Annotated in this window: 23 protein-coding genes and 2 other annotated features (1 of these 25 only partly in view); of the genes, 22 read left to right on the top strand and 1 reads right to left on the bottom strand. The window is 50.4% G+C overall.

The genetic code is table 11. The annotated features are described in order from the left end of the window. Positions 1–43: a binding site (T-box leader), on the top strand; it begins 297 nt to the left of the window's first position. A 98-nt stretch (positions 44–141) separates the two neighbouring features. The 6 genes from GGC63_RS14220 to GGC63_RS14195 all read left to right on the top strand — a co-directional run bounded on the left by GGC63_RS14220 (position 142) and on the right by GGC63_RS14195 (position 8,033). Continuing rightward, complete coding sequence (locus GGC63_RS14220; protein WP_192702868.1) at positions 142–2,817, top strand: valine--tRNA ligase; 2,676 nt, start codon at positions 142–144, stop codon at positions 2,815–2,817. Between the two features lie 5 nt (positions 2,818–2,822). Continuing rightward, positions 2,823–4,208, top strand: a complete 1,386-nt coding sequence (locus GGC63_RS14215) for a bifunctional folylpolyglutamate synthase/dihydrofolate synthase (RefSeq protein ID WP_192702867.1) — start codon at positions 2,823–2,825, stop codon at positions 4,206–4,208. A 7-nt stretch (positions 4,209–4,215) separates the two neighbouring features. Continuing rightward, positions 4,216–5,601, top strand: a complete 1,386-nt coding sequence (gene murC / locus GGC63_RS14210; protein ID WP_192702866.1) for a UDP-N-acetylmuramate--L-alanine ligase — start codon at positions 4,216–4,218, stop codon at positions 5,599–5,601. A 139-nt stretch (positions 5,602–5,740) separates the two neighbouring features. Beyond that, positions 5,741–5,962 (top strand): DUF1450 domain-containing protein, encoded by a 222-nt coding sequence (locus GGC63_RS14205; protein WP_079910022.1) that lies wholly within the window; start codon positions 5,741–5,743, stop codon positions 5,960–5,962. A gap of 41 nt (positions 5,963–6,003) precedes the next feature. Next, positions 6,004–6,510, top strand: a complete 507-nt coding sequence (locus GGC63_RS14200; protein WP_179135963.1) for a ferritin — start codon at positions 6,004–6,006, stop codon at positions 6,508–6,510. Between the two features lie 143 nt (positions 6,511–6,653). Continuing rightward, positions 6,654–8,033 (top strand): SPOR domain-containing protein, encoded by a 1,380-nt coding sequence (locus GGC63_RS14195; RefSeq protein WP_192702865.1) that lies wholly within the window; start codon positions 6,654–6,656, stop codon positions 8,031–8,033. Positions 8,034–8,104: 71 nt separating this feature from the next. Here the strand turns inward: GGC63_RS14195 and GGC63_RS14190 are convergent, their stop codons facing one another. Further along, on the bottom strand, positions 8,105–9,403 hold the full coding sequence (locus tag GGC63_RS14190; protein WP_225948188.1) for an N-acetylmuramoyl-L-alanine amidase: 1,299 nt from the start codon (positions 9,401–9,403) through the stop codon (positions 8,105–8,107). 122 nt (positions 9,404–9,525) lie between these two features. Between GGC63_RS14190 and GGC63_RS14185 the strand changes: the two genes are divergently transcribed. The 16 genes from GGC63_RS14185 (at position 9,526) to GGC63_RS14110 (ending at position 21,775) form a co-directional block, all read left to right on the top strand. Further along, entirely contained in the window at positions 9,526–9,768 is a 243-nt protein-coding gene (locus GGC63_RS14185) for a DUF4321 domain-containing protein (protein WP_079910175.1), read from the top strand. Positions 9,769–9,835: 67 nt separating this feature from the next. Next, on the top strand, positions 9,836–10,441 hold the full coding sequence (locus tag GGC63_RS14180) for a Maf family protein (RefSeq protein ID WP_192702864.1): 606 nt from the start codon (positions 9,836–9,838) through the stop codon (positions 10,439–10,441). A gap of 57 nt (positions 10,442–10,498) precedes the next feature. After that, positions 10,499–11,188 carry a RadC family protein gene (radC, locus tag GGC63_RS14175; protein ID WP_079910026.1) on the top strand — a complete coding sequence of 230 codons (690 nt, stop codon included), beginning with the start codon at positions 10,499–10,501 and terminating at the stop codon, positions 11,186–11,188. 99 nt (positions 11,189–11,287) lie between these two features. Then, complete coding sequence (locus GGC63_RS14170) at positions 11,288–12,322, top strand: rod shape-determining protein (RefSeq protein ID WP_192702863.1); 1,035 nt, start codon at positions 11,288–11,290, stop codon at positions 12,320–12,322. 33 nt (positions 12,323–12,355) lie between these two features. Then, positions 12,356–13,216, top strand: a complete 861-nt coding sequence (mreC, locus tag GGC63_RS14165) for a rod shape-determining protein MreC (RefSeq protein ID WP_079910028.1) — start codon at positions 12,356–12,358, stop codon at positions 13,214–13,216. Between the two features lie 5 nt (positions 13,217–13,221). Continuing rightward, entirely contained in the window at positions 13,222–13,749 is a 528-nt protein-coding gene (gene mreD / locus GGC63_RS14160; protein ID WP_192702862.1) for a rod shape-determining protein MreD, read from the top strand. 70 nt (positions 13,750–13,819) lie between these two features. Beyond that, the gene (gene minC / locus GGC63_RS14155; protein ID WP_079910030.1) at positions 13,820–14,473 is read left to right on the top strand and encodes a septum site-determining protein MinC; all 654 of its coding nucleotides are present in this window, start codon (positions 13,820–13,822) and stop codon (positions 14,471–14,473) included. 18 nt (positions 14,474–14,491) lie between these two features. After that, positions 14,492–15,286, top strand: coding sequence for a septum site-determining protein MinD (gene minD / locus GGC63_RS14150; RefSeq protein ID WP_079910031.1), 795 nt, complete (start codon positions 14,492–14,494; stop codon positions 15,284–15,286). A 6-nt stretch (positions 15,287–15,292) separates the two neighbouring features. Beyond that, on the top strand, positions 15,293–16,438 hold the full coding sequence (locus GGC63_RS14145) for an FtsW/RodA/SpoVE family cell cycle protein (RefSeq protein WP_079910032.1): 1,146 nt from the start codon (positions 15,293–15,295) through the stop codon (positions 16,436–16,438). 343 nt (positions 16,439–16,781) lie between these two features. Further along, the gene (locus tag GGC63_RS14140) at positions 16,782–17,678 is read left to right on the top strand and encodes a M23 family metallopeptidase (RefSeq protein ID WP_192702861.1); all 897 of its coding nucleotides are present in this window, start codon (positions 16,782–16,784) and stop codon (positions 17,676–17,678) included. After that, entirely contained in the window at positions 17,671–18,555 is an 885-nt protein-coding gene (locus GGC63_RS14135) for a M50 family metallopeptidase (protein ID WP_225948186.1), read from the top strand. Before GGC63_RS14140 ends, GGC63_RS14135 begins: the two co-directional genes overlap by 8 nt. Positions 18,556–18,578: 23 nt before the next feature. Next, the gene (locus GGC63_RS14130; RefSeq protein WP_192702859.1) at positions 18,579–19,820 is read left to right on the top strand and encodes an Rne/Rng family ribonuclease; all 1,242 of its coding nucleotides are present in this window, start codon (positions 18,579–18,581) and stop codon (positions 19,818–19,820) included. A gap of 85 nt (positions 19,821–19,905) precedes the next feature. Continuing rightward, positions 19,906–19,990, top strand: a sequence feature (ribosomal protein L21 leader region). Between the two features lie 14 nt (positions 19,991–20,004). After that, a complete protein-coding gene (gene rplU / locus GGC63_RS14125) occupies positions 20,005–20,316 on the top strand; it encodes a 50S ribosomal protein L21 (RefSeq protein ID WP_079910036.1) in 312 nt (103 codons plus the stop codon). A 14-nt stretch (positions 20,317–20,330) separates the two neighbouring features. Then, a complete protein-coding gene (locus GGC63_RS14120; protein ID WP_192702858.1) occupies positions 20,331–20,660 on the top strand; it encodes a ribosomal-processing cysteine protease Prp in 330 nt (109 codons plus the stop codon). A gap of 22 nt (positions 20,661–20,682) precedes the next feature. Further along, a complete protein-coding gene (gene rpmA / locus GGC63_RS14115; protein WP_028547689.1) occupies positions 20,683–20,994 on the top strand; it encodes a 50S ribosomal protein L27 in 312 nt (103 codons plus the stop codon). A 136-nt stretch (positions 20,995–21,130) separates the two neighbouring features. Further along, complete coding sequence (locus tag GGC63_RS14110; protein ID WP_192702857.1) at positions 21,131–21,775, top strand: Spo0B domain-containing protein; 645 nt, start codon at positions 21,131–21,133, stop codon at positions 21,773–21,775. Positions 21,776–21,787: the final 12 nt, after the last annotated feature.

The following is a 21,787-nucleotide window of genomic DNA, read 5'->3' as shown; positions in this document are numbered from 1 at the left end:
GAATAAAGGTGGTACCACGGAAGCAGATCCTTTCGTCCTTTGCGGCGGAAGGATTTTTTTGTTGCATCTGGCAACGATACGCAGCAAACTCCTGGGATACCGGGACTTATTACGATTTTTTAACAATGGAGGTCCATAGCGATGGAAGAAACCAAGACGACTCAACCCCAAGCTTCGACGACGTCGATGCCCACAACCTACGACCCGAAAGAGGCCGAAACAAAATGGTACGATTATTGGCTGAAGGGCCAATTCTTTAAAGCGGGTCAGCGCCAGGATGCTGAAACGTATACGATTGTTATTCCGCCGCCGAACGTGACAGGAATGCTGCATATCGGGCATGCTCTGGACTGTACGCTTCAAGATATCATGATCCGCACCAAAAGAATGCAGGGATATGACGCGCTCTGGCTTCCGGGATCGGACCATGCGGGTATCGCCACTCAAACCAAGGTGGAGCAAAAGCTGCGGGAGCAAGGAATGACCCGTTACGATCTGGGACGCGAGAAGTTCCTCGAAAAAGTATGGGAGTGGAAGGAGCTTTATGCGGAATCCATTCATCAGCAATGGGCGAAAATGGGCTTTTCACTCGACTACTCCCGGGAACGCTTTACCCTGGACGAAGGCTTGTCCAAGGCGGTTCGCGAAGTATTCGTGAAGCTGTACGAGAAAGGCATTATCTACCGCGGCAACTACATCATCAACTGGGATCCGGCTGCACGCACGGCTCTTTCCGATATTGAAGTTGTATACAAAGAGGTGCAGGGACATCTGTACCATCTTCGTTATCCGGTAAAGGACAGCGATGAGTCCATTGTTGTTGCGACGACTCGTCCCGAGACGATGCTAGGGGATACGGCGGTTGCGGTCCATCCGGAGGATGAGCGCTATCAGCACCTGATCGGCAAAATGCTAGTACTGCCGATAATCGGCCGTGAGATTCCGATTGTAGCGGATGAGTATGTTGAAAAAGACTTCGGCAGCGGCGCCGTGAAAATCACGCCTGCCCATGACCCGAACGACTTCGAGGTAGGCAAGCGCCATGATCTGCCGCAAATTCTCGTTATGGACGAAAGCGGCAAAATGAACGAGAACGCCGGCAAATATAACGGGGTGGACCGGTTTGAATGCCGCAAGCAAATCGTTGCCGATCTGAAAGAGCAGGGCGTTTTGGTGAAAATCGAAGACCACGTTCATCAGGTTGGACATAGCGAGCGCAGCGGCGCTGTAATCGAGCCGTACTTGTCTACACAATGGTTCGTCAAAATGAAGCCGTTGGCTGAACGTGCGATTGAAGCGCAAAAATCCGGAAAAGGAGCTAACTTCGTTCCAGACCGCTTCGAAAAAACGTATCTGCATTGGATTGAAAATGTACGCGACTGGTGTATTTCCCGCCAGCTTTGGTGGGGTCACCGGATTCCGGCATGGTACTGCGAGGACTGCCAACAAACCCATGTTTCCCGTGAAGACGTTAAGCAATGCTCCTGCGGCAGCACGAACCTGAAGCAGGATAACGATGTATTGGATACGTGGTTCAGCTCCGCATTATGGCCGTTCTCCACGCTCGGATGGCCGGAACAAACGGCGGATCTGGAACGTTATTACCCTACCACTTTGCTTGTAACAGGCTACGATATTATTCCGTTCTGGGTATCCCGGATGATCTTTACGGGTCTGGAATTTACGGATCAAATGCCGTTCAAGGACGTTCTGATTCACGGGCTGGTGCGCGATGCCGAGGGCCAAAAGATGTCCAAATCGCTCGGCAACGGCGTCGACCCGATCGAGGTAATCGAGAAGTACGGCGCGGACGCGATGCGCTGGATGCTGTCCACAAGCTCAACACCTGGTCAGGATCTTCGCTTCCGCTGGGAGAGAGTGGAGCAGGCGCGCAACTTCGCTAATAAAATTTGGAATGCTTCCCGGTTCGCCCTGATGAATCTGGGAGATTTCAAAGCGGAGGAAATCGATCTTAGCGGATCCTTGGGAACAGCCGACCGCTGGATTCTGCACCGTCTGAACGAAACCGTCCGCGATGTGACTCGTCTCATGGATTCCTATGAATTCGGGGAAACCGGACGTGTGCTGTATAACTTTATTTGGGATGACTTGTGCGACTGGTATATCGAGTTCAGCAAAATTTCGTTATACGGTACGGATGAGCAGGCTAAGAAAACGACGAAATCCGTGCTTGCCTACGTTTTGGACCAAACACAGCGTCTCATTCATCCGTTTATGCCGTTTATTTCCGAGGAAATATGGCAGCACCTTCCTCATCAAGGAGAGACGATTACCCTTGCTCAGTGGCCTGTATATGAGAGCCGCTTTGAGGCTGAGGAAGCGGTACGTGAAATGGAGCTCCTGATGGATATCATTCGTGCTGTGCGTAACATTCGCGCAGAGGTTAATGTGCCGATGAGCAAAAAAATCGAGCTGCTGGTGAAGCCTGCGTCGGCAGACGTTCTTGCCAGCTTGAAGAATAATGAAGGATATATTCAACGCTTCTGCAACACTTCGCTGCTTGAAATCGGTATGGATATTGCAACGCCGGATAAAGCGATGACAGGTATCGTAACGGGAGCCGAGCTATCCTTGCCGTTAGCGGGGCTGATCGATATTTCCCAGGAGATTGCGCGGCTTGAGAAGGAGCTTCAAACGCTGCACGGAGAAGTGGAGCGTATTGAGAAAAAGCTGGCCAATGAAGGATTCGTGGCCAAAGCGCCGGCCAAAGTTATCGAAGAAGAAAAAGCTAAGCTAGCCGATTACGCGGATAAGAGAGATAAAGTGATCGCCCGTTTGACTGAACTGAGAGGGTGAATAAGATGAGCGAGACGAACGTACCAGCAAGACCAAGCGGTACCGCTTTTCAAAGTGCGTCAGAGGCCATCGATTGGATTGTACATTTGATTCCATTCGGAATTAAGCCGGGGCTTAACCGAATGGAAAAGCTGATGGAGCTGCTTGATAATCCGGAGCGCCGCTTGAAATTCATTCATGTGGCGGGAACGAACGGCAAAGGCTCCGTCTGCGCCTATCTAACTGAGATCTTAAAGCAGAGCGGATACGATGTGGGGACCTTTACGTCCCCTTATATCGAGAAATATACGGATCGCATTCGGTTGAACGGCGAGAACATATCGGAAGAAGACTTGCTGCGCGTTGTCAACAAAATCAAGCCGCTGGTCGATGAGATTGCGGCTTCCGAGCTCGGACAGCCGACGATGTTCGAAGTGTCGACAGCCGTAGCGATAGAATATTTTGCCCACGTATCCTATCCGGACTTTGTCGTGTGGGAGACAGGCCTTGGAGGACGTCTGGATTCAACGAACGTCGTCAGTCCGATCCTTTCGATCATTACGAATGTAGGCCATGACCATATGGAAATACTGGGTGATTCCATCGAGAAGGTGGCTGCTGAGAAAGCGGGTATTATTAAGGCGGGTGTACCGGTAGTCAGTGCAGTAAGCCAACCGGAAGCGATTGAGGTATTGGAGCAAACAGCCAAGCAGAAAAACAGCACGCTTTATTTATTGAACAGACAATTCCGCTATGAAGTGCTATCTTCCAAGGAAAATGACCAGACCTTTGGGTTCCAAAGTCCGTTCCGCCCTATTCCGGAGATAGGAATTACGATGAACGGGCAGCATCAGCTGCAAAATGCTTCGGTAGCCTTAATGGCTATCGAGCTGATGCGTCAATATTATGCTTTGATTGTAGAGGACGATGTGCTGCAGGATGCCATGAGGGCAACCAAGTGGGCGGGGCGGCTCGAGATGATTTCCCAATCTCCGCGTATTCTCATAGACGGCGCACATAATCCCGAGGGAGGTGCTGTATTAGCACAGGCACTACGGGAAACGTACACATACAATAAACTACACTTTGTTATGGGAATGCTCTCTACCAAGAATCATTCCGAATATTTACGGCATATACTACCACTGGTGGATACACTTATCCTTACCGAGCCGGATTGGCATAAAAAGGAAGATGCTGTGAAGTTAGCCGAGCTGGCCAGAACCCTTTTACAGGAAATCGATCGTAAGGATGTGGAAGTGATCGTAGAACCGGATTGGAAAGCGGCGCTGGAGCAGGTTAAAGCGAGAACGGCCCAGGACGATCTGGCCGTTGTGTCCGGCACGTTGTATTTAATTGGAGATGTTCGTTCCTGGGTCTTACATCAATCCGATTCTGAAAAAGGCTGGTGAGAGCGGCGTGAAACCATCTGAGCATATCCATTTTATCGGTATTGGCGGATACGGCATGAGTGCAATTGCCAAAGTCATGCTGGAAATGGGGTACCAAGTATCGGGTTCTGATTTGGCGCGGCAGGAGCTTACGGAAAAGCTGGCTGCCAAAGGAGCACGAGTATATATCGGCCATGAGGCTGAACACGTTAATGGGGCCGATGTCGTAGTCTATTCTACGGCTTTAGCGAAGGATAACGTCGAGATGACGGCTGCCGAGAATTTGAACATCCCTATTCTGCACCGTTCCCAAATGCTCGCCCGTTTAATGAATGCCAAGAAAGGGATTGCTGTAGCGGGAGCTCACGGGAAGACGACGACATCTTCGATGATCGCTCTTGTTCTTGAGCACTGTCAGCAGGACCCCACCTATATTATTGGCGGAGAGATCATGAATGTCGGCAGCAATGCGAAGGCCGGCCAAGGCGACTGGGTTGTAGCCGAAGCTGACGAGAGCGACGGGTCTTTCCTGCAATATCATCCATACATTGCTTTGGTGAACAATATTGAAGCGGACCATCTGGAAAATTATAACGGAGATTTTGAAAATTTGAAAAAGGCATATGCTCAATTTTTAAGTCAGGTAAAATCCGATGGGAAGGCTGTCGTTTGCAAGGATGACAGCTACTTGCGCGAGATGATTCCGTTAATTCAAAGCGAGGTCATTACTTACGGCATCGAGCATGATGCCGATTATATGGCGACCAACATTGATCTGGGAGACCGAAAGGTACAATTCGATGTTCTCCATCACGGTCAGCCGCTCGGCACGATCAGGCTGTCGGTTCCGGGAAAGCACAACGTTTACAATGCGTTGGCTACGCTGATCACCTGCCTGGAAGCAGGACTAACCTTCGGGCAGGTGGCGGGGGCTATCACTGAATTCCGCGGAGCCAAGCGGCGCTTCCAAGTGTTAGGTGAGGTAGATGATATTCTGGTCATCGATGACTACGCCCATCATCCGACGGAGATTGAAGCCACTATCAGTGCCGCGAAGGCGACAGGGAAAAAGATCATTGCCGTATTTCAGCCTCAACGCTACACCCGAACCTATTTTCTGTTCGAGCAGTTCAGCCGTGCTTTTCCTGAAGCGGACGAGGTCATCATTACCGACATTTACTCTCCGGCCGGCGAAAAACAAATCGAAGGGATCTCTTCGGCCAAGCTGGTAGAGCTGATTCGTCAAAACAGCAATAAGAATGTACAATACATTCCTTCCAAAGAGCAGGTGCAGGAGTACCTATACTCCCATGTGAAGAGCGGAGATCTGGTCCTGACCATGGGAGCGGGAGACATCTGGAAAGCTGCCGACGGCCTGGCCAAAGCGTTAGAAGGCAAAAGAAGCGTATCCTAAGGACCCAAACCATCTATCGGAACCATGCGAGCGTTAAGCTTGTATGGTTCTTTCTTTTTTGAATGAAGAATATGCATTGACAGTGCAAATGATAACTATTATCATTTGATTGAAATAACAGAAGAAGGGAAGCCTTATCATGAAGATCAAATACTGCTGCAGAAACTTCAAGCACGGGTCCAAGAGCGTTTACAAGACTATGAAGAAACAGTTTCCCGAGATGAAGCAAAAGAAGCGGGACTGTCTCGGCGCGTGCAAGCTTTGCTCCAGGCAATGCATCGCAAAGGTTGGAAAAGCCGATGTCATCTGCGCGCCTTCTGCCGAAAAGCTGTATGAAGTGCTGCTCGATTTGATCGGATAAGGCTCTTTTTAACTGATCACATCATGGAAGGTTGTGTAGCTTTGTTAAACGACGAACTAAGCCAAGCGCTCAATGAGCAAATGAATTATGAATTTTATTCCTCTCATGTCTACCTCGCTATGGCTGCATACTGCTCGGCAGAGAGCCTGGACGGCTTTGCCAATTTCTATATCGTACAGGCGGAAGAGGAACGTTTCCATGCGATGAAGATCTATAAGTTTCTCAATGACCGCGGCAGAAGAGCTACAATCCAAGGGATGGACCATCCGAAAAATGAGTATGCCTCTATTCTGGAAGTGTTCGAGCATGCCTACGAGCATGAGAAAATCGTTACACAGCGCATCTACCATCTGTCTGATATGGCCTTGAATGACAGGGAGCACGCTACGATTCATTTCCTCAAATGGTTTATTGATGAGCAGGTGGAGGAGGAAGCGATGTTTGACAGCATTATTCAGAAGCTCAAGCGGATAGATAAGGACAGCAACGCATTCTTTATGATGGATGCGGAATTTGCCCAGCGGGTATTTACGCCGCCAGCCAATTAATTCGGTAACCCTGCTCCAATTGATAGAGGTCCGGCCGGAAGCGGGTAAGACCATGTCGCGCAAAATAAGGACTTGCTTGTTCTAATCCTTCCATCTCTCTCATAGTCTAGTAATACGAAAATGGACAAGGGAGAGAAGTAGGAATGAATAAGAACAAAATGACTTTTCGATTTGACCATAGCCCTGGACGGAATAATGGCTCGCAGCGCGTGGTGAAGGAAGAGCCCCAGGTCATACCGCTTCATGTGGAAGAGTATCGGGTGGAAGAAACGCCTCGCGTGAATGACAGCTTCATTCATACCGTAGAGGAAGGAAACCATTCGTCGTTACCCCCTCAGGCTGCAGCTCCAGCCAAGCAGCCGCTCATTGACGCCCAGCCTTTAAATCTGTACACGACGGATTACGGCGGCTGGCAGAGCTCCTTCGACGCAGAGACCAATCGGGTCGAGCAGTTGATTCGGGAATCCAACGGTGCCAAGAACAGAGCGGGAGACAGCTTGGAGCCGAAGCAAGACCTGCGCGATCGTTATGATCAGGAAGAGCCTTCTGAGCCTCTTAGGGATCATCGATGGTATGTTCCCGAAGAGCCGGTCTACGTATCGGGTCCCCGTAAGCCGAATACCTCCTGGATCAAGGTCGCAACATCGGTTGCAGGGGCTATCGTGACAGGCATTGCATTCGGATTTTTCGTCCTCTCCATGTTCTCGGGAGATAATCAGGCGAAAACAAGCGGGAATACGGCCGTGTCCGGATCAGGCACCTCGATAAGCACCACTCAGGGAGCCGCCGATAAAAATACCGCTGCCGTTAACGGAACTACCCAGCCGGCCGCAGATAAATCAGGCGCGGTCAGCCCGTCGGTTCCTGCTTCAGCTTCGGCTGCTGCCGGGATTGCCGCCAGCATCCCTGCCAAATCGTACAGCTTCCTGCAAAGCGGGGTGTTCAGCACGCCGCAAAGCGCGGATGCGGCCCAAGCCGATTTGAAGAAAAAAGGATTCACGGCGGTCCGTGATTCAGGGGACAAATATCCGGTCTATGTTGGCATTGCGATGACACGTGACGAGGCGATGGGGCTATCGCAGCAGTTCAAGCAAAAAAACATGGAAGTGATCGTGAAAAATGTGGAGCTGCCGGCCCTTACCAAAATCAAATGGAACGGCAAGCAAGCCGATTCGCTGCCTAATTATATGAATCAGGGAGCGAAGCTGGTACAATCGATCGTCCCACTTGCTTCATCCCACCTGACGGAATCCAAGCCTTCACAGCTGGATGCGTCAGCACTGCAGTCGATAAAAACAGCGCATCAAGCCTGGACGGGATTATCGGCCTCCGCAACCGAAGGACTCGCGGATGACGCCAAAGCAGCGCTGCAAAAAATGAATACGGCCATGAGCTCAGCGATCGTTTCCCTGGACGAATATAAGAAAAATCCGGGAGCCTCTTACATGTGGCAAACCGAGGCCGCTTTGATGCAGTATGTCATGGCGGAGAAGGAATTGCGCAAGCTGGTGACGGCGGAATAAAATTAAAGCAGCTGCGCTTAAGCTTAGGTTTAAGCGCAAGCGGATATGAAAAACGACGAACTGGGACAGCCCTAAGGCTGCCGGTTCGTCGTTTTTTGGCTTTGCGTGTAGCGGTCGAGCAGAGCGGCCGCTTCCGCCCGGGTCATACGGCGGTCCGGCATGAACCGGTCCGCCGTAATGCCGTCGATCCAGCCTGCTTGCTTCAGGCTGGCGATCGCACTGGCCGACCAGGAGCCGGTCGGCACATCCTTGAACGGCGGCTGCGTCACCGCCGCCGTGCCTGCCAGCGGCAGTGCCAGCCGCTGGAACATCGCGGCCACCTCGGCGCGCGTGACGGGCTGGTCGGGACGTAGCGTCCCGTCCTCGTACCCGTCCAGCACCCCGGCGGCCACCGCTTTGCTCAAGGACGCGTAGGCCCAGTGACCGGCCTGCACGTCCTTGGCTTTGTCGGCCAGGGGGGTGCATACCCCTGCGCCGTAGACGGCCCCGGTGACGGTCGGGTCGGCACAGACGCCCGTCGAAGCGGCGGCATGGACCGTCGACAGGTTGAATACGCGGTCCAACAGGGTGATCCATTCCGCACGCGTCATCTCCCTGTCCGGCAAAAACTGCTTGCCGACGCCATCGATAATTCCCTGCGTGTTCAAGCGCACGATCGATTCCTTCGCCCAATGCCCGATGATATCCGTGAACACGCTGGAGGAGCCCTGTCCATTAAGCGGCAGGTAGTCTTCAATGCCAAGAGCGATCGCTTTGGCCATTCGTGTCCTTACCTCGTCGCTGTTAAGCAGAGCGGCGTCCTTGGCGTTGGATAAGAACGAAGTCTCGACGAGAATACTCGGAATCGTTCCCATTCGTACGACATAAACGGAGCTCTCCACCAGGCCAAGATTGGCTACCCCAACGGTCGTTACGAATTGGTTCAGCACTTTTTGTGCAAGCTCCTTGCTTTCCGGAGTCAGAGCCGCCATTTGCGGACTGGCCGGATAGTCAACCTGGGGGAAATTCTTATCGTAATACAGGACCATCGCTCCGCGAGAGTCCGGGTTAGAGTAAGAATTGGCATGGACCGATACGAACAGGTCCGCATTCTGTGCGTTGGTGAAATCAACGCGATCCTTTAAGGATATGTAAGTATCGTCCGTACGTGTCATGCTTACTTCATATCCCTTATCAACCAAGAAGCCCTTTAATTTTCGGGCAATATCCAAATTTACGGTTTTTTCATTTAAGCCATTGACTCCGACAGCCCCGGGGTCCGAGCCTCCGTGTCCCGCATCTACGACAATTTTCGCCGCAAAGGCCGATGTAGGGAAAGCTATCAGAAGCATCAATAGAATCATCATGGTAGTATAAGGCCGGCGCTTCAAATCGAATCCCTCCTCGCTATATTCTACAGGCTGTCCGTACGTGTTGTAAGCAGGTAACATTCTCCAAAATTATGCTATAATACGAGATGCGCATATCAACTGATAGAGGAATGGGAACCGAAGTGAAAAAAAATACATTTACTTTTATCTTATTGCTTATCATAGGACTAGTGGCGGGCGCCTTGGTAGGGCAGCTGCTCAGCCCGGTCTCCGCCTTATCGTTTTTGACGAAATCCGTCGAGCTGTCATGGGAGCCAAAAGCGGATTTGCTGGTGTTAAAATACAATCTTCACATCGAACTGAAGCTGAACTTGGTCAGCTTAGCGGGGCTGGCGGCATCGTTTTGGATTTACCGCAAATTGTAAAAGCTAAGAGGGCTGGGAACATTGGAATAAAGAATCGACCAAACTATTCGGATCAAGGAGTCTATATATGTCGAATACTGTGCAAAAAATGCTGATACTGGCGTCTTCCTCTCCTCGCCGTCAGGAATTGATCAAGTCTCTTCAACTTCCGTATGAAATCAGGGTAAGCGATGTAAATGAAGATACGGAGCCCGGGCTCAAGCCGGAGGAGATCGTGGAACAATTATCCAGTCGCAAAGCGGCGGCTGTCTGCGAAATGTATAAACAGGAGCGGCGCACGGACGGAATTGTTATCGGATCGGATACCATCGTCGTGATAGACGGCGAAGTGCTGGGCAAGCCGAAGGACAAGCAGGATGCCTTCCGCATGCTGAACAGGCTGCAGGGACGATGGCATCAGGTCTATAGCGGTGTGGCTTGCATCGATTTGGCGTCAGACCGGCAGGAGGTTTCTCATCATGTTACATCAGTTTACATGAAGCCGTTGACGGCGACCCAGATCGAGCGTTATATTGATACGGGCGAACCGATGGATAAAGCGGGCTCCTATGCCATTCAAGGCTTGGGCGCGACGATGATCGAGCGTATTGAAGGCGATTATTTCAATGTTGTGGGACTTCCGGTATCCCTGCTCAGCGATCTGCTGGCCCGCTTGGGTATTGCTGTTATTTGAGTCTGCATCATGATATAATGAGGGTTCAATGACTTTTTTGACGAAAGAGGGGAATGAATGGAATCGCCCAATATGACATTGCGCGATGTCCCAAACGAAGAACGACCTAGAGAACGCATGATGCAGTATGGGGCTCAAGCATTAAGTAACGCGGAATTGTTAGCTATTTTGCTGCGGACGGGTACGGTTCAGGAATCTGCCGTGCACTTGGCGCAAAGATTGTTAGCCCAGTCGGGAGGACTGAGGAGTCTTGTCGACATGAGCCTGCAGCAGTTAACGGAAATCAAAGGGATCGGCGCCGCCAAAGGGCTGCAAATCCAGGCCGGCATTGAATTGGGCCGGAGGCTTGCACGGAGCGGTATGAATGAGGTTGTAACGGTTCGTTCACCCGAGGACGTGTCAGGTCTTTTGATGGAAGAGATGCGTTATTTACAGAAAGAGCATTTTGTTTGTTTATTTTTAAATACAAAAAATCACATCATTGGTCAGGAAACGTTATCTATGGGCAGTTTGAATGCGGCGATCGTACATCCCCGGGAAGTATTCCGGGCTGCGATCAAGCGGAGCAGTGCTTCGATTATTTGCGTTCATAACCACCCTAGCGGCGACCCGACCCCGAGCTCTGAGGATGTCGCCTTGACCCGCCGTCTGATGGAAGCAGGCGAGATCATCGGTATCGACGTGCTGGATCACATTGTGATCGGTGACCGGAGATACGTAAGTTTGAAGGAGCAAGGCTTGATGTAATATAATAGTGGAAGTCGTTAAAGGATTTGTTATGTAAGTAAATAGCTGGTTGGATCAGCAGTTTTTTGGGCATGAAGCCATAGGAAGGGAGTACCGAGCATGTTTGGTGGTTTTACAAAGGACCTGGGGATCGATCTCGGGACAGCAAATACATTGGTCTATGTAAAAGGTAAAGGGATCGTGGTCAGAGAGCCCTCGGTTGTGGCGCTGCGTACCGATACCAAATCTATAGAGGCCGTAGGAAATGACGCAAAAAAGATGATTGGCCGTACTCCCGGTAATATTCGTGCAGTCCGTCCGATGAAGGACGGGGTCATTGCCGATTTTGATACGACTTCGACCATGATTAAATATTTTATTCGCCAGGCCCAGAAGGACCGCTGGTTGTTTCAACGGCATCCTAGCGTAATGGTGTGCGTACCTTCGGGAATTACAGCCGTTGAGAAGCGTGCGGTAGAGGACGCGACCCGTCAGGCGGGCGCCCGCGACGCCTTCACCATTGAAGAGCCGTTTGCAGCGGCGATCGGCGCTGATTTGCCCGTATGGGAGCCGACAGGCAGCATGGTCGTCGATATTGGCGGCGGTACTACCGAGGTAGCGGTCATTTCGTTGGGAGGTATCGTAACCAGCCGCTCCATCCGTGTCGCGGGAGACGATATGGACGAAGCGATTACCCAATACATCAAACGGACGTATAACTTGATGATCGGCGAGCGTACAGCGGAATCAATTAAGATGGAGATCGGTTCTGCGCTGCCTATGGATCCTCCTGTCAGCTTTGAAATCCGCGGCCGTGACCTGGTGACGGGGCTGCCGAAGACAATGAGCGTAACCTCCGGTGAGATTACGGAAGCTTTGGGAGATACCGTGAACAGCATCGTGGATGCTGTGAAGGTGACATTGGAGAAATGTCCGCCTGAGCTGGCCGCCGACATTATGGACCGCGGCATCGTCCTTACAGGGGGAGGCGGTTTGCTGCGCAACCTGGACAAGCTGCTGTCCCGCGAAACCGGCATGCCGGTTCTTGTGGCCGAGAACCCGCTCGATTGCGTGGCAATCGGTACGGGAAGAGCGCTTGAGAATATTCATCTTTTCAAAATGAGATCAGGTCCTACAAGCAAGTCAAAACGCTGATTATTACGCTGTGAAGGTTAGAAGGTGTATGCTTTGAAATTGTTGGGGAATAAGAGGCTGCTGATTTTGCTTCTCGGCCTTATCTGTTTCATCGCCTTGATGGGCTTGACGCTCGGCAAACGAGGGCAGGCGACGTGGCCTGAGAAATTTGTTGGCGATACATTGTCTTGGACACAAGGATTGTTCTATAAGCCCGCTGGCTACATAGCGGGTTTCTTTGAGGATATGAAGCAAATGCGTACGATTTTTATCGAAAATCAGGTGCTGAAGCAGACCTTGACGAAATATGCCCGAGATACGACGCGTCTGAACGATCTGGAGCAGCAAAACAAGCGGCTGCAGGAAGCGCTCGGCTTTACGGAGCGCCAGAAGCAGGCTAACAACTATACGTTTCGGATTGCCGAGGTCGTCGCGGTCAGCCCGGATTCTCTGAATAATACAGTCCGCATTAATCTGGGAGAGAAGGACGGCGTCAAGCCCAATATGGCGGTTGTTTCCGTAGACGGCTTGGTAGGCCGCGTGCTCCAAACCTTCTCGTTCTACTCCAACGTGCAGCTGTTGAACGGAGTGGACGATACGGCCAACGAATCGAAGGCGATATCCGTGACGATCAAGAACCGGGAGAACGAGTCCTTCGGGATGATCGAAAGCTATGACCCAACCCAACAGAAGCTGATCATGACGAAGATCGACCCGAACGACAAGCTCGAGGTCGGCGATGAAGTCATCACCTCCGGCTTGGGTCAAGTATTCCCGAGAGGCATTCCGGTCGGCAAGGTCGTTTCCAGGAAGCCGGGCACTTACGGAATTTCCCATGAAGCCACGATACAACCCTTTGCCTCCTTTACCCATTTGCGGGAAGTATTCGTTGTATTTGTTCCGGAGCAGGGGTGAGGCGGATGGCGCGCAAGTGGCTGTGGGTAATTTTAACTGCCTTATTAATTCTGGAAGGAACGTTGTTCCAGTGGCTGATTCCGGGCGTGTGGCAATCCAGGGTCTTCGTGGCCCCTCATTTCATGCTTGTTATCGTATTGTACATCGGACTTTATGTGAACCGTCATACGGCATTGTGGTACGGCCTTATCTTTGGTTTTTTGCAGGATTTATTGTACTATTCGCCCATGCTCGGACCGATATCCTTTGCCATGGGGCTTACCGGCTATTTGGCCGGCCTTACGCACCGCAGGTTGTATTCCAATATTATCGTAAGCATGCTGGTCATTGCGCTCGGCAACTTGTTCTATGAAGCTATTGTGTACGGGCTGTACCGCTTGTTCCAGACAATGCATCTGGATTTGCAGTGGGCGTTTTTCCATCAGATGCTGCCAAGCACGCTGTTTAATCTGCTCTTTGCCTTGATCGTGTACGTTCCGGTAAGAAAGCTGTTCGAGAGCATGCACCGAGAAAGTCCCGCCCCGGAGGAATAATTTTCAGCGAAAAAGAAGGAGATATGCTGAAAAAAGCCGAATTGTATAGGCTAGGGGGTTGGAAAAGTGTATGGCGGCAGTAAAGCATCACGTGACAATAAAAGGTGTTAAAGACGGGCTCGTATTTTTGCTTAACGATACATGTGAGTTTGATGAAGTCATCCAGGAGCTTAAGCACAAGCTTGAAAAGACCCATCAGCAAATATTGACCGGCCCTATTATTCATGTTCACGTCAAACTTGGAACGAGAAACGTTTCCGAAGAGGAGAAGGAGCAGATTCGCTCCATCATTGGACAGAAGGGAAATCTGCTGATCCAATCTATTGAATCGCAAACGGCGGACCCATCGGCGTCCGTTTTTCAACATATGCCGGATATTAAGCTGCTCAAGGGCATCGTACGCTCCGGCCAAACATTAACTGAAGAAGGCAACATCCTGTTCCTTGGTGATGTGAATCCGGGCGGCACGATTATCAGCTCGGGCAGCATCTACGTGATGGGATCCTTAAAGGGCATGGCTCACGCAGGGGTGGACGGCGACGAATCCTCCGTTATTGCCGCATCGCATCTGAGACCGACTCAGCTCAGGATTGCCGGCATTATCAGCAGGCCGCCGGATGAATGGGGAATCAACGAAGCTTTTATGGAGTTTGCCTATATTCGGGATGGAAAAATGGAAATAGATAAAATTCATCATATGCATAAATTAACGGCAAAGCAGTAAGGAGAAGGAGTGAAGCATATGGGAGAAGCAATTGTCATTACTTCGGGAAAAGGCGGTGTCGGCAAGACGACGACATCCGCTAATATCGGAACGGCATTGGCGCTTCAAGGGAAAAAGGTGTGTATGGTCGACACGGATATCGGCCTGCGCAATCTGGATGTCGTCATGGGGCTGGAGAACCGGATCATTTATGATTTGGTAGACGTAGCAGAGGGGCGCTGCCGGTTGGCTCAGGCATTGGTGAAGGACAAACGCTTTGACGAGCTCTACATGCTTCCTGCTGCTCAAACGAAAGACAAGCATTCTGTTTCCCCGGAAGCGGTAAGAGACATCGTGCTGGAGTTAAAGCGCGACTTTGATTTTGTCATCATTGATTGTCCGGCAGGTATAGAGCAAGGGTTTAAAAATGCGGTTGCCGGAGCCGATAAAGCTATTGTCGTCACTACACCGGAGAACGCGGCCGTACGTGATGCGGATCGTATTATCGGCCTTCTGGAGAACGAACGCATTGAATCGCCGAAGCTCGTCATTAACCGGATCCGTGCCAATATGGTCAAAAAGGGCGAGATGCTTGACATTGACGAGATCTGCTCCGTATTAGCCATCGATTTGTTGGGCATCGTTCCGGATGACGAATATGTCATCAAAGCGGCTAACATGGGAGAGCCGACGGTGATGAATCCAAGCTCGCGTGCGGCGATTGCTTATCGTAACATTGCCCGGCGTATTTTGGGTGATACCGTGCCTTTAATGCCTATGGACGAGAAGTCCGGCGTTATTTCCAAATTGAAGAAGTTTATCGGAATGGGATGATCGGATTTGCTGCATAAATTAAAAAAGATCGATATTCCCATCGTTGTCATCCTGCTAGCATTCATGGTTATCAGCACGCTGCTTGTCTACAGCGCAACGCTTGATGACCCGAATATTGTTTTCGATCTTAAAAAGATGATCATCATCTATGTTATCTCTATCCTCGCTTTCTTGGGGTTAACCTTTGTCGACTACCGCGGGCTGCTAAAAATTTCGCCCTATTTATATATAACGGGTCTTGCCATGCTGGCAGCCGTGTATAAATTCGGGATGGAGATTAACGGCGCCAAAAGCTGGTTCCAGCTTCCCGGGGGGCTGCTGTTTCAGCCGGCCGAGCTTATGAAGCTTATGCTGATCATGGGCCTTGCCGCGTTTCTTGCCCGCAGGCAGGGAGAGCCGTTGTTATTTTGGACCGATGTAGTCCCTGTTGGCGTCATTGTGCTGATACCGTTTATTTTGGTGCTGATCCAGCCGGATTTGGGGAATGCCATCATTTTTATCGTTGTCTTCATCGGCATGTTATGGATCGGGAATATCAAATATGTGCATTTCTTGATAGGGGTGCTCATTGCCGTAGGAGCGCTGGTATTGTTCATGTACCTGTTTACTCATTACCACGATCCTATTAAAACCTACTTTTCGGATAGAGGCAAAGGCCACTGGGTCGCCCGGATGGATACCTTTATCGATCCGGAGAACGCGACGAAGGACCAGAAGTTCCAGGTTGACAACTCGATCAAAGCGATCGGCTCCGGCGGCTTGACCGGGGAGAAGTACTTGCAGGGGACGTCGGTCCACCGGCATTTCATCCCGTATGCCTACTCGGATTCCATCTTCGTCGTATTGGCGGAAGAATTCGGTTTTGTCGGCTCCTCCGTTCTATTGCTGCTCTATTTCGTCTTGATATACCGAATGATTCTGATATCTATCCAGTGCGGGGATAAAGGGGGCTCCTACATCATTGTCGGTGTCGTCTCCATGTTCGTCTTTCAGATTTTCGAAAACGTAGGCATGCTAATCGGCATCATGCCGCTGACGGGGATCACGCTGCCTTTCATCAGCTATGGAGGCACCTCACTGCTGATCAATATGATGTGTATTGCGCTCGTGATGAGCATTCGAGTCCATCAGGAAAAAGAATTAACCTATTAAGATAACAACTGTCCTATGAAGCATCCTGAAAATCAGGGTGCTTTTTTGGCATGTCTAACGGGAAATCATAAGTAGCCTGGTTACAGTGCTATGTTGACTTAAGGGAGTTTACCAAGTTCGCGGCTTCTTGTGGAGAAGCCTGTATGCGCTTCGAAACCCATGCCCCGCTTTGAGGGGCTATTTAATTCTCATATTTGGTTGTACAGGCTCATAGGATGAGAGTAAACAAGCTCCGGCTGGCTGCAGGATCAGACAAGCACAATAATGCCGGTTCAATTTATCCAATCGTTCTATGGAATACGGCGGCTTTCCTGATGGAAAGCTCTTGGGGAGGTAACCGAATATGAGCACCAAAAATAATATACGTCAAAGAAGGATGGAGCGGATCAGAGAGCTGCAGTCGTCAGCAGAACAGCGCCCCGTACCTAACCCTATGCATGTCCGGCAGCAGGAGCTGCTGGAGCCCTACCGCTCTTTTCCAGAGCCGGTCCGGGAGCAGCTTGACGATGCACCGCCTCAGGATACGGGACGTTGGAACGATCCAGAGTATGTATGGAAGCAAAAATGGCAGCAGGACTTGTCACGCAGGGATTATGAAGACGATGGTCCGGAACGGAGTAGGTTGATGCCGGGCAGAAGCGGGCTGCGCCTGAAGCTGGTCGTCAGCTGTTTTCTATTTGCCTTAATTTGGGGAATGTTTCAGTGGAATCATCCGCTTGCCAATAAGGGCAAAGCCTATATCAGTTCAGCATTGAATGAATCCTTCCAATTCCAATCGGTAGCTCTCTGGTATGAACGGCAATTCGGCGGAACCCCGTCGCTGCTCCCTGCTCTAAGCACGCTTCATCAAGAGGAGGCTCAGAAGGTGGATGTTGTCTCCAAGCATTATTTCACGCCGGTCAAGGGAAAGATCATCGCTCCCTTTGAAGCAAGCCGTCTCGGGGTAACGATAGAGACGAAGCAGGACACGCCTGTAGCAGCGATGGAAACGGGTCTGGTGGTTTATGTGGGGAACAAGGAGGATACGGGTTATACGATCATTATCCGTCATACGAACGGCCTGCAATCGGTCTACGGCTGGATCGAACAGGGCAAGGTGGAGTTAAACGACTGGATTAAGGGCGGTGAGACGATAGGCACGGTGTCCAAAAACAGTACAAAGCAATCGGGATACCTGTATTTCGCCGTATCCAAGGACAATAAATTCGTCAATCCGGCGGATGTGGTACAATTTGAGTAAGTGGAACCGCCTTTTTGGCGTCTCTATCCGTTTTCATCCGCTTTTTTCCATTGTCATTCTACTGTCTATCTTGGCGGGCTACTTTATTGAGACGGCAACATTATTCGGCATAGTGCTAATTCATGAGCTGGGACATGTCATGGCGGCCAAAAATTTCGGATGGCGGGTAAAGGAAATTCAGCTTCTTCCTTTCGGCGGAGTCGCCGTGGTGGATGAGATGGCCAGTGTTCCGGCATGGCAGGAAATCATTGTAACGCTGTCAGGACCGCTTCAAAATGGTATGATGATGGTAGCGGCGTTGGTTCTGCAATCGACAGGCGTGATTTCCGGAGAATGGAGCGCCTATTTCATCCAAGCGAATATGTACGTGGCTTTATTCAACCTGCTCCCCATTCTTCCTTTGGACGGGGGCAAGATCATGCAGTGCGTCTTGAGCTTTTGGCTTCCGTACCAGAAGGTGATTGTATTCAGCTGCGTGGCCAGCCTGATTCTTAGTATTCTGCTGCTCCTCGCGGCGGCATTCCATACGTTGTATGGGGGCTTTCAGCTGAATTTGTTTATGATAGGCTTGTTTCTGTTTTATTCCAACTGGTATGCTTACAAGGGCATGTCCTATCATTTTATGCGCTTTCTGATCCATAGAGGGGACACATATCATCGGCTTGTCCGTCAGGGAACCTTAGCACAGCCGATTGTTGTGGACGGGAGGCGTAAGGTGACAGAGATTGTTCGCTTGTTTATGCGGGAGAAATACCATCTCGTGTATGTAATGGATGAGCGCGGTGCCATACGTATCGTACTCCCCGAACAACCGCTTTTGCAAACTTATTTCAATGAAACCAAACGGGGAAGTGCGATTTCCGAGCTTTTCATGTAAAATGAAGTCCGAGGTGGAAAATCATGAAGCGTATTCTCGTACAATGTGGACAGGACCAAATCGAAGTAGCGGTAATGGAAGATGACCGATTGGTAGAGTACGACAACGAACTTCGCGGGGCGGAGCACTTGGCTGGCAATATGTACATAGGTCGAGTCGTTAACGTTTTGCAAGGGATGCAGGCGGCGTTTTTGGATATCGGATTGGAAAAAAACGCCTTTTTATATATCGATGATATTTTACCGGCGCATTTGGAAAAGCACCCCAAACAAAAGCCGTTAATTACGGAGCTGGTGCAGGTAGGGCAAGCCCTGCTTGTACAGGTTGTCAAAGAGCCGGTGGGCAATAAGGGGGCACGGGTGACGACTCACTACTCGATTCCCGGCAGATGGGGCGTTTATATGCCGCGCGCCGATTACGTAGGCGTGTCCCGCAAAATTGAAATTGAAACCGAACGTGAACGGTTAAAGCATGCCGCGGAGAAGCATCTGAAGCAGGGAGAGGGCTTTATAGTCAGAACGGCGGCCGAGGGCGTCGCGGAAGAGCTGATCACCACCGATCTTATAGACTTGCGGAAGCGATGGCAGGCGGTGGAGGAGCTATCCACGCTGCAAGGTCCCGTACCGCGCAAGGTGTATACCGACTTTGGGCTGCTGCCACGCTGGATTCGGGATGTATTTCGCGATGATGTGCAGGAGCTCTGGGTTAATGATAAGGATGCCTATGACACCATCATGACTCTCGTTCGCGCCGTTTCGCCGGGTCTTTGCGAGAGGGTCCGGAGGTTTGAGAGAACGAGGGGGACGTTGTTCGGCACTTTTCAGGCGGACGAGCAGCTTGAGAACAGCTTTAAACGCAAAATTTGGCTGGATAACGGGGGCTATGTAGTCGTCGACCATACCGAGGCTCTGACCGTGTTCGATGTAAATACGGGGCGGTATACCGGGAGCGTAGATTTGGAGCAGACGGTGAAGGACACGAATGTTCTGGCGGCCAAAGAAATTGCCCGGCTATTAAGATTAAGAGATATTGGCGGACTTATTATTATCGATTTTATTGATATGGATTTGGTTGCTCACCGGCAGCTGGTTCTGGACACGCTCGAGCAGGAGGTCAAACGGGATCGCACCAAAACGGTAGTTGAAGGGTGGACACGGCTCGGCTTGGTAGAGATGACCCGAAAAAAGGTTCGTGACGGGAAGGACAAAGTGACTATTCGCCGCTGCACGGAGTGCGAGGGGACCGGATGGTTATGGACCAAATGACCGTTCCAAGGTGTACGGAAGAATCTATTGGAATAGGCATTGCAATCATTCATAGGCTGTGGTAATATAAACAGGTATGTTGCAAAACATGCTGTAACCGCACGAAGCGGGTTGAAGCACGCGTTCCTTTCAGAACGGGTCACCTGGCTAAGGCGAGTCTGAGACATGAGGGAGGTGCAACGAAATGTACGCAATTATCGAAACAGGCGGCAAACAATACAAAGTTCAAGAGGGCGATGTTCTTTACATCGAAAAATTGAACGCAGGTGAAGGTGAAGCTGTTACTTTTGACAAAGTATTGGCTGTATCCAAAGAAGGCGGTTTGGTGCTTGGAGCTCCATTGGTAGCTGGCGCTGCTGTATCTGCAAAAGTAGAGAAGCACGGTAAAGGTGAGAAAGTCATCGTTTACAAATATAAAGCCAAGAAGAACTACCGTCGTAAGCAAGGTCACCGTCAGCCTTACACCAAAGTTGTGATTGAAAAAATCCAGGCTTAAGCAGGGATAAGGCTATGATTCGGGTAACGATCAAGCGGAGACCAGACGATCGGATCGAGTCGTTCCGGGTTAAAGGGCACGCACTATACGGTGATCCGGGCAAAGATATCGTTTGCGCGGGTGTATCAGCCGTTACGGTCGGTACCGTCAATTCTGTTGAAACGGTGGCAGGGGTTGTTATGAAGGCGAACATGAAGCATGGTTTGCTGGATGTACAGGTTCCCGTTGATCTGGATGATACAGAGTCGGATAAGGTACAGCTGCTTCTGGAATCGATGGTCGTCATGCTGAAATCGATCGAACAATCGTATGGTGCATATATAACATTGCAAGACAAAAAATAAGTGAAGAAGGAGGTAGACATCCATGCTACAATTAAATCTTCAGTTGTTCGCTTCCAAAAAAGGTGTAGGTTCCACCAAAAACGGACGTGACAGTATTGCTAAACGTCTTGGCGTTAAGCGTGCTGACGGTCAACAAGTAACTGCGGGAAGCATTTTGGTTCGCCAACGCGGAACGAAAATTCATCCGGGCAATAACGTAGGCATCGGTTCCGATGATACGCTGTTTGCAAAGGTTGAAGGCGTTGTGAAATTTGAACGTCTGGGTCGTGATCGCAAGAAAGTTAGCGTCTACCCTGTGGACGCTGCTCCTGTGGCTGCGGCTGTGGAAGTATAATACGTCATCAACGATAACCCCGGCGATCCTGTATCGCTGGGGTTTTTTGCGTAGTTGGGAAAGTGGCGTGTGCTTTTTGGAACAACATGCTATACTGGTAGAGTTAGGATCAAGCGCGGATCGGAGAGGGTACGCCATGATGTCGAAAAGGCCTGATTACGAGCAGTTGGTGTTGGATTACGCACAATCTCCTGCGGCGGCTGCCGCGGAGGATGGGGATTCGGAGCAAAATCTTCGTTTCATCCGATTGTTAAATCACTACCGGCATGACTGGATGAATGAGATTCAGGTGCTGTTCGGTTATGTGAAATTAAAAAAGTATGATAAATTAGAGAGTCTTATGGAGAAAATAAAACATAAGGTTCAGATTGAGAGCTACGTGGCTAAACTGGGAATTCCGGACCTGATCGTCTATTTGCTTGCTTATCAGACCGAGGTTAGGGAAATTACGCTGTCCATCATTATGAAGCAGGAGATACATCTAGATGAGCTTTCGGTAGATCCTCATCGGATTTATGTCATGGTTCGTGAAGTTATGGAGACCTTTAAGCACAATGCGCGCCTCGCTGCGGAAGGGGAGCATGCGCTGGAGCTTCATTTGCTTCAAGAGAAGGATGCGCTGCTTGTGCGGTTTGTTTATCAAGGGGATGTGAAGGAAGCATCACTTATGCAATCCTTGCAAAGGATACGTCAGGCATCGGTGCCGGGTGAAGCTTGGGAAGCTGTTCAGGTGAAAGAAAATGAGGCAGCAGTTTCAATTTTGCTGTTATTGAATACATAATGAGGTGGATTC

Origin of the sequence: Paenibacillus sp. OAS669, from assembly GCF_014873645.1 — a bacterium.
GTDB classification, from domain to species: Bacteria; Bacillota; Bacilli; order Paenibacillales; family NBRC-103111; genus Paenibacillus_S; species Paenibacillus_S vulneris.
The sequence above is the reverse complement of the archived record's forward strand: the minus strand, read 5'-3'. Positions and strand labels throughout refer to the sequence as shown.

Coding starts and splice junctions, on each gene's coding strand:
- GGC63_RS14220 (WP_192702868.1), top strand. CDS start 142: ATGGAAGAAACCAAGACGACTCAACCCCAAGCTTCGACGACGTCGATG.
- GGC63_RS14215 (WP_192702867.1), top strand. CDS start 2,823: ATGAGCGAGACGAACGTACCAGCAAGACCAAGCGGTACCGCTTTTCAA.
- GGC63_RS14205 (WP_079910022.1), top strand. CDS start 5,741: ATGAAGATCAAATACTGCTGCAGAAACTTCAAGCACGGGTCCAAGAGC.
- GGC63_RS14195 (WP_192702865.1), top strand. CDS start 6,654: ATGAATAAGAACAAAATGACTTTTCGATTTGACCATAGCCCTGGACGG.
- GGC63_RS14180 (WP_192702864.1), top strand. CDS start 9,836: ATGTCGAATACTGTGCAAAAAATGCTGATACTGGCGTCTTCCTCTCCT.
- radC (WP_079910026.1), top strand. CDS start 10,499: ATGGAATCGCCCAATATGACATTGCGCGATGTCCCAAACGAAGAACGA.
- GGC63_RS14170 (WP_192702863.1), top strand. CDS start 11,288: ATGTTTGGTGGTTTTACAAAGGACCTGGGGATCGATCTCGGGACAGCA.
- mreD (WP_192702862.1), top strand. CDS start 13,222: ATGGCGCGCAAGTGGCTGTGGGTAATTTTAACTGCCTTATTAATTCTG.
- minC (WP_079910030.1), top strand. CDS start 13,820: ATGGCGGCAGTAAAGCATCACGTGACAATAAAAGGTGTTAAAGACGGG.
- minD (WP_079910031.1), top strand. CDS start 14,492: ATGGGAGAAGCAATTGTCATTACTTCGGGAAAAGGCGGTGTCGGCAAG.
- GGC63_RS14140 (WP_192702861.1), top strand. CDS start 16,782: ATGAGCACCAAAAATAATATACGTCAAAGAAGGATGGAGCGGATCAGA.
- GGC63_RS14130 (WP_192702859.1), top strand. CDS start 18,579: ATGAAGCGTATTCTCGTACAATGTGGACAGGACCAAATCGAAGTAGCG.
- rplU (WP_079910036.1), top strand. CDS start 20,005: ATGTACGCAATTATCGAAACAGGCGGCAAACAATACAAAGTTCAAGAG.
- GGC63_RS14120 (WP_192702858.1), top strand. CDS start 20,331: ATGATTCGGGTAACGATCAAGCGGAGACCAGACGATCGGATCGAGTCG.
- rpmA (WP_028547689.1), top strand. CDS start 20,683: ATGCTACAATTAAATCTTCAGTTGTTCGCTTCCAAAAAAGGTGTAGGT.
- GGC63_RS14110 (WP_192702857.1), top strand. CDS start 21,131: ATGATGTCGAAAAGGCCTGATTACGAGCAGTTGGTGTTGGATTACGCA.